Here is a 15,096-nt window from a genome sequence, read left to right as displayed (position 1 = left end):
CAGACCCGAGGAGGACGTGATGAACGCTCCGCTGCCTGCAGAAGTGCTCAAGGCCCTGGCGACACTCTCGCTGGACGACAAGTACGCGCTTGATCGAGGCCAGGCCTTCATGAGCGGGATCCAGGCGCTGGTTCGCCTGCCCATCCTGCAACACACCCGCGACGCCATGCAAGGCCTCAACACGGCGGGATTCATCAGTGGTTACCGCGGCTCGCCCCTGGGTGGCTATGACCAGGCCTTGTGGCAGGCCAAATCGCACCTGCAGAAGCACCACATCGTCTTCCAGCCCGGCGTGAATGAAGAACTGGGTGCCACGGCTGTCTGGGGCACGCAGCAGCTTGCGCTGACGCCTGGCCCGCATCGTTTCGATGGTGTCTTCGGCATGTGGTACGGCAAAGGCCCGGGCGTGGACCGTTGCTCCGACGTGTTCAAGCACGCCAACATGGCCGGCACATCACAATATGGCGGTGTGGTGGCGGTGGCGGGTGACGATCACGTGGCCAAGAGCTCGTCTGTGGCGCACCAGAGCGACCACATCTTCAAGGCCTGCGGCCTGCCAGTGTTCTTCCCCAGTACGGTTCAGGAGATTCTGGATCTGGGCCTGCACGCCTTTGCGATGAGCCGCTTCTCCGGCTTGTGGGCCAGCCTCAAGGCGATTCAGGAGGTGGTGGAATCCTCCAGCACAGTCAATGTGGACCCGGACCGAGTGCGCATCATGCTGCCCGAGGACTTCGTGATGCCCGACGGCGGCGTGCACATCCGCTGGCCTGACACGCCGCTGGCTCAGGAAGCGCGCTTGATGGACTACAAGTGGTATGCCGCGCTGGCCTACATCCGTGCCAACAAGCTCAACCGCACGGTGCTGGACAGCGATCATGCCCGCTTGGGGCTGATCGCCAGTGGCAAGGCCTACAACGATCTGCGCCAGGCCTTGCATGACCTGGGTCTGGACGACGAGACCTGCCGACGCATCGGCTTGCGCATTCACAAGGTGTCGGTCGTGTGGCCCCTGGAGGCCAGCAGCACGCGCGAATTCGCCACGGGTTTGCAGGAGATCCTGGTCATCGAAGAAAAGCGCCAGATGATCGAATACCAGCTTAAGGAAGAGCTGTACAACTGGCGTGAAGACGTGCGGCCCAATGTGTTGGGCAAGTTCAGCGAACCCGATGGCGATTTCACCGGCGGTGAATGGTCCATGCCCAACCCTGCCTCACGCTGGTTGCTGCGCGCCAAGGCCGATCTGAACCCCTCGCTCATCGCCAAGGCCGTGGCGCAGCGCATTGACAAGCTGGGCCTGTTGCGCGACATGGACCCCAGTCTGCGCGAGCGCATGGCCGAACGCCTGCGCGTGATCGAAGCCAAGGAGCGTGCGCTGGAAAGCCAGGGCGCCAGTGTGGAGCGCGCCCCCTGGTTCTGCAGCGGCTGCCCTCACAACACCTCGACCCGTGTGCCGGAAGGCTCACGCGCCATGGCGGGCATCGGCTGCCACTACATGGCCATGTGGATGGACCGCAGCACGGGCACCTTCACGCAGATGGGCGGCGAAGGTGTGAGCTGGGTGGGGCAGGCGCCGTTCACGGATGAGAAACACGTGTTCGTGAACCTGGGCGACGGCACTTACTTCCACTCCGGTCTGCTGGCTGTGAGGCAGGCGATCGCGGCCAAGGTCAACATCACCTACAAGATCCTCTTCAACGACGCTGTGGCCATGACCGGTGGGCAGCCCGTGGACGGCACCTTGTCGGTCTCTGCCATGACGCGGGAGTTGCACGCCGAAGGCGCGCGGCGCATCGTGGTGGTCAGTGATGACACGGACAAGTACCTGAGCATCGAAGACCTGGCACCCGGCACCGAGGTGTTCCACCGTGATCAGCTGGATCAGGTGCAAAAGACACTGCGCGAGGTGGAAGGCTGCACCGTCATCATCTACGAGCAGACCTGCGCCACGGAAAAGCGTCGCCGCCGCAAGCGCGGCACCATGCCCGCGTTGGCCAAGCGCGTGGTCATCAACGAGCTGGTGTGCGAAGGCTGTGGTGATTGCGCCGTGCAATCCAATTGCCTGAGCGTGGAGCCGGTCGACACCGAGTTTGGCCGCAAGCGCCGCATCAACCAGAGTTCCTGCAACCAGGACTTCTCATGCGTGAAGGGGTTCTGCCCGAGCCTGGTCACCATTGAAGGTGGTCAGCTGAGGGCGCCCAAGGCCAAAGAGAGCGCACCTGACGTCAGCAAGTTGCCTCCGATCCCCGAGCCCGATGTGCCCGCGGCCACGACGGCTTATGGCATCGTGGTGGGTGGCATTGGTGGCACGGGCGTGATCACCATTGGCCAGTTGCTCGGCATGGCCGCGCACCTGGAAGGCAAAGGCGCTGTCACGCAGGAATCCGCGGGGCTGGCACAAAAGGGCGGCGCCACCTGGAGCCACATCCAGATTGCCGACACACAAGAGGCCATCTTCACGACCAAGGTGGGCATGGCCGAGGCTGATCTGGTGATCGGTTGCGACCCGATTGTGGCGGCGCACGCCACCACGGTGGCGGTGATGAGCCCGGGACGTACGAGGGTGGTGCTCAACACGCATCACACGCCCACTGCCGCCCTGATGCACGATGCCAACTGGCAGTTTCCGGCTGGCCATTGCGACAAGGTGCTGGGTGATGAGGTGGGCACACAAGCCATCAAGCGCCTGGACGCCGTGGTGCTGGCCAATCGCCTCTTGGGTGATGCGATCTACGCCAATCCCTTGATGCTGGGTTATGCATGGCAGATGGGCTGGGTGCCGCTCACCCTGGCTTCGTTGACCAGGGCGATCGAGCTCAATGCGGTGCAGGTGGAGCGCAATCTGGCTGCGTTCGAGTGGGGCCGCCGCGCCGCGCACGACCCTGTGTTCGTCGCGCGCATGAGCATGCCGGCCCAGCCTGTGCAGTGGTCGGCCAGGCCGCTTCGTTATGGCAAGGATGATCTGGACACGCTGGTGCAGCGTCGCATGAACTACCTGGCCGAATACCAGGATGAAGCCTATGCCGAGCGCTACAGGGCCCTGGTAGGTCGGGTGCGTCAGGCTGAGTCCACCTTGAACAGCACGCGGCTGACCGAAACGGTGGCGCGGCAGCTGTTCAGGCTGATGGCCTACAAGGATGAGTACGAGGTTGCCAGGCTGCTGACGTCAAAGGCGTTCAAGGCGCAACTGGATGAGCAGTTTGAAGGTGATTGGCGCATGGTGCTGCATCTGGCGCCGCCCTGGATGGGCGGTGGCAAGACGCCGTCGGAGCGTCCGCCCAAGCACGACTTCGGGCCATTCTGGCAGTGGGCGATGCAAGGCCTTGCCATGTTCCGTGGCTTGCGTGGCACCTGGTTTGATCCCATGGGCTACAGCCACGACCGGCGTGAAGACCGCGCGGTATTGGCCCAATACATCAGCCTGCTGGAGCAGATCATGCGCAAGCTCCATGCAGGGTCCCTTGATCACGCCTGCCGCATGGCCGAACTGGCCGACAAGATCAAGGGCTATGGGCCGGTGCGGCACGCACAGGTTCAGGCTGTGCGTACGCAGTGGGCTGCCATGAGTGATGCCTGGCCAGGTGACGACAAGCGTTGATGGCCAGGCCGGCCCGGGTTGCGCTTACTTGCCGCAATCCAGGCCGTACATGCGCTTCATTTCTTCGCGGTCGGCCTGTGGCCCCTTGGTCAGCTTGGCGCATGTCGAGTAATTGCCGTGCATCTTGTGGCCTGCGGTGTCGTAGTACATCCAGTCCACGACATCGTCGCGGCTGAAGATCCACTGCTGGCCTTCCTTGACGTTGCCCACGACTTCCGGCTTTTCGTTGATCTTGCCGGTGAAGTGGCTCTTGCCCAAGGTGGAGAACGGCGTCACCCAGATGTGCTCCAACTTGTTGCCATCACGAATGGCCACCTTCAGCGAGACCGCCTGATTGTTGGGGTCCGCCTTTTCAGCGATGGGCAGAAAGCTGTCCAGCGTGGCTTGGGCCTTGCGGGTGGCCGCCTTGATGGCTGGATCTCGGAGGCTGATGACAACGGGCTTCGGGGGCGGCGGTGCAGGGGTGGCAGCCGCAGCGGCTTTGCGTGCCGCCTGGGCAGCCGCCAAGGCCGCCAATTTGGCAGCGATCTCTTCTTTCGTGAGTTTGGGCTTGGCGGGTTTGGACGCAGCCGACTCGACGGCAGACGCGGCAGAGGCGGCAGAGGCGGCAGAGGCCGCAGCAGGTTCCTGCTGGGCCTGGCTCACGGTGGGCAGCGCCAGCAGCCAAGATGTCAATGCCAGAGTAAGGGTGATTCGATTTTTCACGTGCATGGTTTGAACAGAAGGTGCCAAGGCACCGATTTGTGACCCGGAATCGCTGGTGAGTCTACTGGGAGAATCACGCTCCGGCCGTGAATGCGCTATGGTGCCGGGATGATTTCGTTGACGAGCTCGCGGGCAACGCTGCGCACCCAAGGACTGATTTTTGCCGTTTGTGGGGCCGTGGCTTTCTCAGGCAAGGCCATCGTGGCCAAGCTGATGTACAGGCTGGGGGCCGATCCATTTGCCGTAGTGGGCTTGCGCATGCTGATGGCCTTTCCGATGTTCCTGGCGATGGCCTGGTGGGCCGGACGGCAGCAGCGGGCCGAGCGGGGTAACGACGCCGATCTGACACGTCAGCAGTGGTGGCAGATTCTGGGCCTGGGTTTCACGGGCTATTACCTTGCCAGCACCCTGGACTTCATGGGCTTGAAGTACATCAGTGCGAGTCTGGAGCGCGCCATCCTGTACCTGAATCCGACCATCGTGCTGGTGTTGTCGGCGGTGTTTCTGCGCCAGCCGGTGCGTTTGCTTCAGTTGGGGGCCATGCTGCTGTCCTACAGTGGGGTGGTTCTGGTGTGGTTGCACGACTGGGATGCCGCGGCCATGCTCGCCAGCCACGGTGGCAGCCTGGATGCACGGGAGGCGATCACCGTTGGGAGCCTGCTGGTGTTCTTCAGTGCGGTGTCGTACGCTGTGTACCTCATGGGTAGCGGCCAGCTCGTGCAGCGGCTGGGCTCCATGCGGCTGGTGGGGCTGGCGTCGTGTGCCGCATGCTTCATGGCGCTGCTGCAATGGTGGGTGGTTCACCGTGCCACGCATGGCCAGCAAGGTGCCGTGGCGCAACTGCCCTGGCAGGCCTGGGCCTTGTCACTGGTGAATGCCACCCTGTGCACGGTGCTGCCCGTCTGGCTGGTGATGCGTGGCGTGCAACTCGTGGGCGCTTCCATGGCATCGCAGGCGGGCATGGTCGGCCCCTTGTCGACCATCTGGATGGCGGCCTGGTGGCTGGGAGAGCCGGTGACCTGGCGCCTGATGCTGGGCACGGCCGTCGTGCTGGCCGGTATCGTGATCCTCGCGCGAACCGGTCAGGCAGGCAAACCTGCTCAATCCGTGCCCGCAGGTGCCGTCACGCGCGCCAAGGCTTGAACCAGCGCGGTGGCTTGCGCGTGTATCGCTGCAGGCAGGTGTTGCTGGCCGCTGTGCACAGCGGCAATGTAGGCGGCCGTATCTTCGGCACTGTGGCTGACAGGCAGATCAGGCAAGGTTGTGAGCACGCCTTCGGTGGGTGACAGGCAGAGTTCCTCTGCGCGCTCACCATGCAGGAAGACATCGCATTTGGGCTGCCGCCTCGCATCGGCCACCGGCTCGCCTTCCGTGCCGCGCATGAGCATGGCGTTGGCCTGCGCGTGCTGCAGAAATGCCGCCATGGACAAGGCGTATTCAGGATGCGTGTGGTTGACCACGCGAACGCTTTTCACGCCCTGTGGCAGAAGGGCTGCAAAAGGATCCAGCAACTTGGCCACGGAGTGGGCTGGGGTGCGCAGGCCGATGGTCCAGCGAACAGCCAGAAGCGCGTCCATGGGCGGGCACAGGTGGGCTATGTCCATGAAAGCGGGCTGGGCGGCTTGCCACGCAGCGCCCAGCGCCTGGGCATCCTTCACCACGGGCAGGGCGGCGGCCTCGAATACCTGTGCCGTGGTGACCCGCCCCGGATCATGTGATGGGCCGTGCACCAGCACGCCCACGCCTTGTCGGGCCAGCTCTTGCGCCAGCAGGGCAGTCAGGTTGGGCAGCTTGCGCGCACCGTTGTAAGAGGGCAGCACCACGATGCCTTTGGGTGCGAACTGCGCGGCTTCGGACAGATCGACGCAGCGTGCATGGCTGGCCTGAACGAAGCCATCGAGCTCTTCGGTGGACTCACCCTTGATGCGCATGGCCAGGCAGAAGGCACCGATTTCCAGTTCGGTGACCTGGCGGTCCAGAACCTGTTCGAACAGATCTCGGGATTCGTCCACGCCAAGGGAGCGGGCCCCGTCCTTGCCTCGACCGATGACCTTGATGTAGGGCGCGATGCTCATGATGTTGTGTCCACGACTTGAGGCTTGATTATCCTTGGAGACGTGGACACAAGCCTGCAGGACATCAAGTAGCTGACGCCATGGCTGGGTGCAGCTTGACGAGCTGCCGCAAGGCCGGGATGCACGAGCCGCAGTTGGTGCCGCACTTGAGCGCGCCTTGCAGCTGTTGCAGTCGCGCGTCCGTGTCACCCTGGCATGTGGCCAGCGTGTCGATGATGGCCGGCTCTGTCACATTGAAGCAGGTGCAGATCTGCTTGCCCTTGGACACAATCGCCACTGGAGGCGTGGCTCCCGGCGAGAGCAAGGCACGACCGTAGGTGTCGGCCACGAGCTCCTCCTGCAGCAGCGGGCGAATCCAGGCTTCGGCGCTGATGTCGCCGGCCATGAGGAAGGCTGTGAGTTTGAGCCCTTCTTCGCTGCGCTCCATGCGCATGGCGCGCTTTTGCCCACGATGCTTGTCCTGGTAGCGCATGACGTCAACGCCATCAACGCCCATCAGCGATTCAATGCGGGCAAGGATGTCGCTGCTGGCTGGCTCCATGGCTGCAGCACGGAACAGCACGCCGACCTTGCCTTGCGCATGTGGCTCCCGCCCGAAAGGGACGCAGCTCGTGAAGGCGAACGCCGACATCAGGGGCTTGAGCGCCTCACGCACGGCCAGCGCGTCGGTTTCAGGCAACCACGCCACGGCCAGCAAACGCCAGGGCAGTGCGACAGGTGTGACCCTGACTGCTGCATGCTTGAGTTCGGGTTGTTTGGACTTGGGGCAGAACGCCGGAACGGTCAGGGCATTGACACCATTCATGGCGCGGCCATGATGGTCGAGACCGCTGAGGTACTCTTCGCCCCAGTGCATGGCGATGAAAGCCTGCATGGGCGCGATGGTGTCGCTGGCTTGTGCGGGGATCACGATCTGCCCGCGGCGCGACGCCACCTCCACCAGATCGCCTGGCTGCAGGCCCATGCGGGCCAGATCTTGAGGGTGGAGCTCAACGGCTGGCTCGCTGACGTGCCCGAAGAGCCGGCCCAGTGTGCCGGTACGGCTCATGCCATGCCATTGATCGCGCAGGCGGCCGGTGTTCAGGCTGAATGGATAGCGTTGATCGCGCTGCTCGCTGACAGGTTCATGGCGCACGGCGGCAAAGCGCGCCTTGCCATTGTCGGTCGGGAACTGGCCGTCAGCGTACAGGCGAGCCTGACCTGCGACCGCGCCTTCAGGCATGGGCCATTGTTGTGGCCCCGCGCCCTCCAGAATGGCGTAGCTCAGCCCCGTGATGTCGAGATCGCGGCCTCGTGTGGACTCGCGGTGCTCGTTCCACACGGATTCGGGTGACTCATACGGGAAGAGTGTCTCGATGCCGTCGCGGTAATGCGCCGTGCGCTGGCTCAGCCGCTTTTCGAGCCGGCGCCCGATGTCCGACAGGATGGCCCAGTCGTGGCGCGCTTCACCTGATGGGGGCACCGCTGCCTTCACACGGCTGATACGCCGTTCGCTGTTGGTGACCGTGCCTTCCTTTTCGCCCCACGTGGTGGCGGGCAGCAGCAGGTCTGCATAGGCGCACGTGGCCGTGGTGCCAAAGGCCTCCTGTACGACCACGAACTCGGCAGTTTCCAGGGCCTTGCGCACGGTGGCCTGGTCAGGCAGCGATTGCGCAGGGTTGGTGCAGGCAATCCACAAGGCCTTGATCTCGCCTCGGGCCGCAGCCTCGAACATCTCGACAGCGGTCTTGCCCGGCTGAGCGGGGACATCGTCCACCCCCCAGAGTGAAGCCACTTCAGCCCGGTGTTGCGGATTGCTCAGATCCCGGTGCGCACTCAGCAGATTGGCCATGCCGCCGACTTCGCGTCCGCCCATGGCGTTAGGCTGTCCGGTGAGCGAGAAAGGGCCCGCACCGGGCAGACCGATCTGACCGGTCGCCAGATGCAGGTTGATCAGTGCCGCGTTCTTGTCGGTGCCACTGCTGCTCTGGTTGAGGCCCTGGCAATAGAGGGACAGCGTCGGTGTCTGCTGACCGAACCAGCGCGCGGCCTGGATCAGGTCCTCCACCTTGATGCCACAGGTGCGGGCAACGACTTCCGGCGTGTAGTCATGCACGATGGCTTGCAAGGCCTCGAAGCCTTGCGTGTGCTGCTTGACGTAGGCCGTGTCGATCAGCCCATCGGCGATCAACACATGCAACATGCCGTGGAACAGGGCCACGTCCGTGCCGGGGAGGATCTGCAGGAACAGGTCGGCCATGTCGGCCGTTTCGGTGCGACGTGGGTCGACCACGATCAGCTTCATGGCTGGATTGGCCCGGCGCGCTTCCTCGATGCGCCGGAACAGGATGGGGTGGGCGTAAGCGGTGTTGGCCCCGACGATGAAGAGGGTCCGGGCGTGGTTGAAGTCCTCGTAACACGCAGGAGGCGCGTCGCTGCCCAAGGTGGCTTTGTAGCCCGCCACCGCACTGCTCATGCACAGCCGCGAATTGGTGTCGACGTTGTTGGTGCCGACAAGGCCCTTGGCCAGCTTGTTGAGAACGTAGTAGTCCTCGGTGAGCAACTGGCCCGAGCCATAAAAACCCACGGCGTCGGGGCCATGCTGGCGAATGATGCCGGCGAGCTTGTCAGCGGCTTCTTCCATCGCCGTCTCCCAGGCGATGGGGGCAGGTGCTTCCCCTCGCTGATCCCGGCGCATCGGGGCCAGCAGACGGGTCTGTTGCGTCACGGTTTCGGCCGCGGTCAGATGCAGGGTGCTGCCCTTGGTACACAAGCGGCCAAAGTTGGCAGGGTGCTGCGGGTCGCCCTGTACGTTGATGATGCGACCCTGCCGGGATTCGATCAGCACGCCGCATCCTGTGCCGCAGTAGGGGCAGGTCGCACGCGTCGTCTGTGTGGTGTCAGACGAAGGAGGGAGGGCGCTTGCGGCGCTCGGGGGCGCGCTCACGACTTGCTCCATGCACGGGTGCCAATGCGCCCCTGGCTGGGCAGCTTGCCCTGCTCCTGGCAGGCTGCCAGCCGGCCTGGCGCATCAACGTTGCAAATGGGCTTCCATTGGCTCATGGCTGTTCTCGATTTGATGTGGTTCTCAGCGGGTTTCATTCGTACAAAAGAGCGAGGCGGTTGTTGCCGCCAGGTTGGCAGGGTGCGCGACCACCCGATCAACCCATGTGGTCAGGCGAGCTTGCTATACAGGCTGGTGACCTTGTCCATGACTTGCAGGATGTTCTCGCTGCTGGCAAAGACTTCAGTGGCGTGTTGGCTGGCACTGCTGCGTTCGCCGACCCTGGACAGGGCGTTGTCAAAGAATATCCATTGCTGTCGGGCCAGCTCCAGCTCCTGCTTGATGGCTGTGGTGGCTTGTGGCGCCGTCGTCAATGTCTGGAGCGCTTGCGCGAATTCCTGGCGTGCGGTGTTGAGTTCCTTGAGTTGCTCGGGTACGGCCGCGCCCCAGCTTTGGCTGAGGTAGAACTTGGCGGTGCGTTGCGACAACATGCGCTGTCGCCCGGCGACGTTCACCAACTTGCCCACGGCCTTGCCCGAGTACTGTTCCAGCTGCACGGTGCCTTGATGGGCCAGTTTGAGTACCTTGGCATCCAGGCTGAGCAGTAAGGGGGCGGCGCTGCGATCGGGGGCAGACCCCACCAGCGCGGCCTTGTAATCCGCCCACAAAGGCTCAAGGGCCTTGTAGGTCGATTCGATCTCAGGCGTGGGCGCGTAGGCTTTGAGTTCGACGAACTGCCGGTCAAACCAGGCCATCGAATCAAACAGGATCTTCTCGGCTCGCTTCACGTCCACGCCTTGCCCCATGGCCAGCCAGGCCTTGGCCATGCGCTGGGACAGCATGCGCTGACGCCCGGCCTTGTTGATGGCCTCGTTGAGGCTCACGATCTGTGCTGAAGCAGGCCGCACCATGGTCGCCCCGATGGCCAGCGCCAGGCCTTGCTTCATCCATTCACGACGACACGTAATCGACTGCATACCGCTCTATCACTCAAGAAATCAAACGCCCATGGGCTCTGGCTGACGCGTGCTGGCCTTGGCGCCAGCCTTGTTGTGTTCTGGGTCGCTGGGTGCGATCACGGGCGGTGCGCCGAACATCAAGGTGTCTCGCTGGTCGTTGACGCAGGTGCCTTCGCGGATGAGCTTGAAGTAGTAGCTGCCGTCAACGGTGTCGCCATACATGCAGGCGCCCACCAGTTTGTCGCCCTTGAGCACCAGCTTCTTGTAGACGCCACCAAAGGGGTCGGACAGCACGATTTCCTCCGTGCCTTCGCCACCCATGAAGTCGCCTGCGGAGAACAGGTCAATGCCCGTTACCTTGAGTTTGGTCGAGGTTTGAGAGCCCGTGTAGCGGCCAATGCCGGACATGGCCAGATGGTTCGCGCAGACCTTGCCCTGCTCGAACAGTGGGGCAACCAGACCATAGGCGATGCCGCGGTGTGCCGCACATTCACCTACCGAATAGACACGTGGGTCGGTGATGGTCTGCATCGAGTCGGTCACGACGATACCGCGGTTGCAGTGAATGCCGGTCTTCTCGGCCAGGGCCGTGTTGGGACGAATGCCGGCGGCCATGACGACCAGATCGGCGGGAACTTCGGTGCCGTCCTTGAATTTGACGGACCTGACGCGGCCATCCTCACCACCCACGAGTTCCTGCGTCTGCGCGCCGATGCGGAACTTCAGCCCCCGCTCTTCCAGTGAGCGCTGCAGCAACTTGGCGGCGACCTCGTCAAGCTGGCGCTCCATCAACCAGGGAGCGATGTGCACCACCGTGACGGTCATGCCGCGCAGCATCAGGCCGTTGGCGGCCTCCAGCCCCAGCAGACCGCCGCCAATCACCACCGCGTGCTGGTGGGTTTTCGCGGTCTCGATCATGTAGTTGGTGTCGGCGATGTCCCGGTAGGCGATCACGCCTTCGAGATCCTTGCCGGGCACAGGCAGCACAAAGGGCATGGAGCCCGTGGCCAGAAGCAGGCGATCGTACTCTGCCTCGGTACCGTCGTCAGCGATCACGACGCGACGGGTCCGGTCCACGCTGACGACTTTCTTGTTCACGTGAAGCGTGATGCCGTTTCGCGCGTACCAGTCCAGCGGATTGAGGATGATCTCTTCCAGCGTTTGTTCTCCCGCCAGCACGGGAGACAACAGGATGCGGTTGTAGTTCGGGTGCGGTTCAGCACCGAATACGGTGATGTCGTACAGGTCTGGCGCCAACTTCAGCAGCTCTTCGAGCGTGCGGACGCCGGCCATGCCGTTGCCCACCAGCACCAGCTTCATCTTCTTCATGCGAATGCTCCGTCAGCGGGAATCGAAATAGTTGTACCTTTCACTCAGCAATAAGCAGGCCAGCACCCTTTCTGGGCGCACCAAGTTGGTCTGACGTGATGAGTGCTGCGGTGCACCGATAGCGGGCGTGGAAATTGCGTACTTTTTGCGTGAACATGCACAGACGCACGGCAATAGTGCGCATCACCCTTGACCGCTGAAGGATATGGATGAGCTTTGATCTCGATGTGGGCTACGCCAGCCAGCGTGGGCCGCGCTCGGTACTGGAGGACCACGCCGGTGTGGGCCAGCCGGCGCCCCATGAAGAAGCCTGGGGAGTCATCGCTGCGCTGGCTGACGGCGTGTCTGCTGGCGGCCTGGGGTGGGAGGCCGCTCAGACAACGGTTGAGACACTGCTACGGGACTACTACGCCACGCCGGCGACCTGGGACACGACCGTTGCCCTGGACCGTTTGATCGCTGCCCAGAATGCCTGGCTGGCTGACCACAACCGCAGGCGTCAGGCCATCGGCGGTGCGCAAGGTCGTGGCACGGCCGGCATGACGACCTTGACCGCCATCGTGCTTCGGGGGCATGGCTACACCTTGGCGCACGTGGGCGATACCAGGGCCTACCTCTTGCGCGGTGGTGAGCTTTCACCCTTGACGCAGGACCATACCCTGGGGCCCTTCGAGTTTCAGAACGGTCTGACACGCGCCATCGGGCTGGATGATGCCTTGCGAGTGGATTACCTGGAGGGTGATCTGCAGATCGGCGACACCTTCGTGCTCACCAGTGATGGCGTGCACGGTGTGATCAAGCCGTCCGCGCTGCAAAGTCTGGCGGGGCAGGGCAGTGCACAGGAGGCCAGTGAGGCCCTCGTCGCCAAAGCCCTGACCAGCGGGGGGCGAGACAACGCCACCGCCTTGGTCATCCGTGTCAAGGGCCTGGCCGCGGCCAGGCTGGAGGATGCTGCCCGTCAGGGGCGCCAGTTGCCCATTCCGCACAAGATGCAGGTGGGTGATCTGGTCGATGGCATGCGCATCGAGGCTTGTGTGTTTGCCAATGGCGTACATCGTCTGTACAAGGTTCGGCATCTGCAAAGCGGCTGTCTGTACGCCCTCAAGACACTGCACGAAGCCCGTGCAAGCGATCCCGAGGAGCGCGCAATGCTGGCCCACGAAGCCTGGTTGGGTGCCCGTGTGACGGAGCGTGAAGCTCGGGGATTGGTCCGTGTGCACGAAACCAAGGATGCCACTTGTTTCTATGCCCTGTTTGACTGGCACAGCGGGCAGACGCTGGGTGATCTGCTGCAAGCGCAGCAACGGTTCCCGGTGGGCGAGATCGTGGCCACCACCACTACTGTGGTGCGTGCGCTGGGGCGACTGCATCAGTTTGGTGTGATCCATCGCGACGTCAAGCCGGACAACATCCATCTGGGGGACGATGGGCAATGGCGCCTGCTTGATCTGGGTGTGGCCCTGTCAGGCAAGGAGCCCGAGAGTTTGCGTGTATTACATGCAGGCACGCCCAGCTACATGAATCCGGAGCAATGGGAGGATGACCCGGCTGTTGCACGGGTCACGGCGCAAAGTGACCTGTTCGCGTTGGGTGTCACCTTGTACCAATGGTTGACCGGCCGCTTGCCCTACGGCGAAATCGAACCCTACCAACTGGGGCGCTACCGACGTGATCCGGTGCCGCCTTCGCGCTTGCGCCCTGATGTGCCAATCTGGTTGGATCATGTCGTACTCAAGGCGGTGGCGAGAGATCGACGGCAACGGTTCGAGACGGCAGAGGAGTTGCTGCTGGCACTGGAGCGGGGGGCGTCAAGGCCTTTGTCGGCGCCGATGTCCACACCCCTGCTGGGTCGGGATCCGGTCGCCATGTGGAAGATCGCGTTGACCGTGTCGGTGCTGTTCAATCTGTTGCTGGTGTATTGGCTGGCCTTCTTGCCGCGTGCCTGAGGAGCGCCTCGACCGCGTGCGGTCGTGAGGCGCAAAAAAAGCCCTGTGCGCACGGCGTGGCGCCAGGGCTGCTGACCAGGGGTGGCGGTCAGGTCGACGCCAGCCTTGTGGGCTGGCGCTTTGATTGAACAACAAAGGAGACGAGAAATCGTTTCAGCGGCTGTTGACGGATCCCTGGCTGCCATAGGCCATGGACATCGTGCCGCCAGTGCGGGCGCGGCCACCTTTTTCGGCCCAGGTGCGCGTCCAGCGCAGTTGCATGACACGCATCATCACGAGGATCGCCACACCCAGCAGGGCGAAGGCCAGGAAGCCATAGAAGTAGGTGCCATAGTGCTGCTTGGACATGCCCATGGCATTGGGGATGAAGCCCCCGCCCAGGGCACCGAGCTCACCGATCATCGAGCCTGCCACCGCAGTGGCCAGGGGCCAGCGCAAGGGCACCAGTTGGAACAGCGCACCATTGCCCGCACCGAGCGCAGCAAAGCACAGCATGAAGAGCAGGGTGGTGACGGTCAGTTGCTGCCCCATGGTGCCGCAGATCACGAGTGTCACGATGACCAGGCACAGCACGCCGGTGAGCGTGTTGATGCCGCCCCAGCGATCGGATACATAGCCGCCCAGTACGCGCGTTGCCGAACCCATCAAGGTAGCGAGCATCGTGAGCTGCCCCGCCTCGATCTTGGTGACCTTGAACTGATCGTAGAAATAGGTGGGCAGGAAGTTCGCCAGGCCGATGAAGCCGCCAAAGGTGATCACGTAGATCAGGCTGAAAGCCCAGCCATCCTTTTCGAACAAGCAGGCAATGTGTTCGCGAAAGGACTGGTGTTCCCGATCGGGGGGCTCCTTGGCTGCGATGGCCATCACGATCATGGGCAGCACCATGGTGGCGGCTGCCAGGCCATACACAGCCTGCCACCCGAACCTGGTCGCCAGCGGTGGTGCAAACAGCACGGCCAGCACGGTACCGCTGTTGCCTGCCCCTGCGATGCCCATGGCCAGCCCCTTGTACTTGGGCGGGAACCAGCCGGACCCCAGCGACAGGGCGATCCCGAAGCTGCCGCCTGCAATGCCCAGCAGCACGCCCATGGCCAGCACGCGATCATGCGTGTCCACGAAGAAGTAGCCGAAGAGCAGGGCCAGGACGATGAGTGCCATTTCGGTCATCGCCGCATTCTTTCGCCCGATGTACTGCGAGAGGATGCCAAGTGGGAAGCGCATCAGGGCGCCTGCCAGAATGGGCACCGAGATCATGAAGCCCTTCTGGGCGGGTGTCAGGTTGAACGATTCGCTGATGAACGGTGCCATGGCCCCGTTGAGCACCCAGATCGCGAACGTGAAATCGAAATACAGAAAAGAAGCGAGCAAGGTAGGGGCGTGCCCCGACCTCAGGAAGGCTTTGTAATCGGACATGTGAACCTCAGCGTAGCGTGCGCACCATCGTGGGTGGCACTTGGATTTGTGAGGGTTTTCAAGCGAAAAACGTGCCAATGTGAGGCGTGCC

At 63.2% G+C, this 15,096-nt stretch carries 8 protein-coding genes and 1 pseudogene; 3 read left to right on the top strand and 6 right to left on the bottom strand.

What is annotated here, in order from left to right; genetic code table 11:
• Window positions 1–19 precede the first annotated feature (19 nt).
• Entirely contained in the window at window positions 20–3,595 is a 3,576-nt protein-coding gene (locus tag VFW93_RS16740) for an indolepyruvate ferredoxin oxidoreductase family protein (RefSeq protein WP_329695092.1), read from the top strand.
• A gap of 24 nt (window positions 3,596–3,619) precedes the next feature.
• Here the strand turns inward: VFW93_RS16740 and VFW93_RS16735 are convergent, their stop codons facing one another.
• Window positions 3,620–4,270 carry a DUF2314 domain-containing protein gene (locus VFW93_RS16735; protein ID WP_329695091.1) on the bottom strand — a complete coding sequence of 217 codons (651 nt, stop codon included), beginning with the start codon at window positions 4,268–4,270 and terminating at the stop codon, window positions 3,620–3,622.
• A gap of 120 nt (window positions 4,271–4,390) precedes the next feature.
• Between VFW93_RS16735 and VFW93_RS16730 the strand changes: the two genes are divergently transcribed.
• Window positions 4,391–5,443 (top strand): DMT family transporter, encoded by a 1,053-nt coding sequence (locus tag VFW93_RS16730; RefSeq protein ID WP_329695090.1) that lies wholly within the window; start codon window positions 4,391–4,393, stop codon window positions 5,441–5,443.
• On the opposite strand, the gene ybiB is transcribed toward VFW93_RS16730, so the two are convergent.
• From ybiB to VFW93_RS16710, 4 genes and pseudogenes are all read right to left on the bottom strand, one after another.
• The gene (gene ybiB, locus VFW93_RS16725; protein WP_329695089.1) at window positions 5,401–6,375 is read right to left on the bottom strand and encodes a DNA-binding protein YbiB; all 975 of its coding nucleotides are present in this window, start codon (window positions 6,373–6,375) and stop codon (window positions 5,401–5,403) included. The genes VFW93_RS16730 and ybiB overlap by 43 nt on opposite strands.
• Window positions 6,376–6,439: 64 nt before the next feature.
• The gene (locus VFW93_RS16720; protein ID WP_329695088.1) at window positions 6,440–9,313 is read right to left on the bottom strand and encodes a molybdopterin-dependent oxidoreductase; all 2,874 of its coding nucleotides are present in this window, start codon (window positions 9,311–9,313) and stop codon (window positions 6,440–6,442) included.
• A 215-nt stretch (window positions 9,314–9,528) separates the two neighbouring features.
• Window positions 9,529–10,335 (bottom strand): type IV pili methyl-accepting chemotaxis transducer N-terminal domain-containing protein, encoded by an 807-nt coding sequence (locus VFW93_RS16715; protein WP_329695087.1) that lies wholly within the window; start codon window positions 10,333–10,335, stop codon window positions 9,529–9,531.
• A gap of 60 nt (window positions 10,336–10,395) precedes the next feature.
• Window positions 10,396–11,646: pseudogene (locus VFW93_RS16710) on the bottom strand (NAD(P)/FAD-dependent oxidoreductase); the annotation flags it as partial.
• A 209-nt stretch (window positions 11,647–11,855) separates the two neighbouring features.
• Between VFW93_RS16710 and VFW93_RS16705 the strand changes: the two are divergent.
• Window positions 11,856–13,592 carry a bifunctional protein-serine/threonine kinase/phosphatase gene (locus tag VFW93_RS16705; protein ID WP_329695086.1) on the top strand — a complete coding sequence of 579 codons (1,737 nt, stop codon included), beginning with the start codon at window positions 11,856–11,858 and terminating at the stop codon, window positions 13,590–13,592.
• 153 nt (window positions 13,593–13,745) lie between these two features.
• Here VFW93_RS16705 and VFW93_RS16700 read toward each other — a convergent pair whose 3' ends face one another.
• Complete coding sequence (locus tag VFW93_RS16700; RefSeq protein ID WP_329695085.1) at window positions 13,746–15,005, bottom strand: MFS transporter; 1,260 nt, start codon at window positions 15,003–15,005, stop codon at window positions 13,746–13,748.
• Window positions 15,006–15,096: the final 91 nt, after the last annotated feature.

The organism is Aquabacterium sp. (assembly GCF_036279675.1).
Lineage (GTDB): Bacteria > Pseudomonadota > Gammaproteobacteria > Burkholderiales > Burkholderiaceae_C > Aquabacterium.
The sequence above is the reverse complement of the archived record's forward strand: the minus strand, read 5'-3'. Positions and strand labels throughout refer to the sequence as shown.

Coding starts and splice junctions, on each gene's coding strand:
- VFW93_RS16740 (WP_329695092.1), top strand. CDS start 20: ATGAACGCTCCGCTGCCTGCAGAAGTGCTCAAGGCCCTGGCGACACTC.
- VFW93_RS16730 (WP_329695090.1), top strand. CDS start 4,391: ATGCGCTATGGTGCCGGGATGATTTCGTTGACGAGCTCGCGGGCAACG.
- ybiB (WP_329695089.1), bottom strand. CDS start 6,375: ATGAGCATCGCGCCCTACATCAAGGTCATCGGTCGAGGCAAGGACGGG.
- VFW93_RS16720 (WP_329695088.1), bottom strand. CDS start 9,313: ATGGAGCAAGTCGTGAGCGCGCCCCCGAGCGCCGCAAGCGCCCTCCCT.
- VFW93_RS16715 (WP_329695087.1), bottom strand. CDS start 10,335: ATGCAGTCGATTACGTGTCGTCGTGAATGGATGAAGCAAGGCCTGGCG.
- VFW93_RS16705 (WP_329695086.1), top strand. CDS start 11,856: ATGAGCTTTGATCTCGATGTGGGCTACGCCAGCCAGCGTGGGCCGCGC.
- VFW93_RS16700 (WP_329695085.1), bottom strand. CDS start 15,005: ATGTCCGATTACAAAGCCTTCCTGAGGTCGGGGCACGCCCCTACCTTG.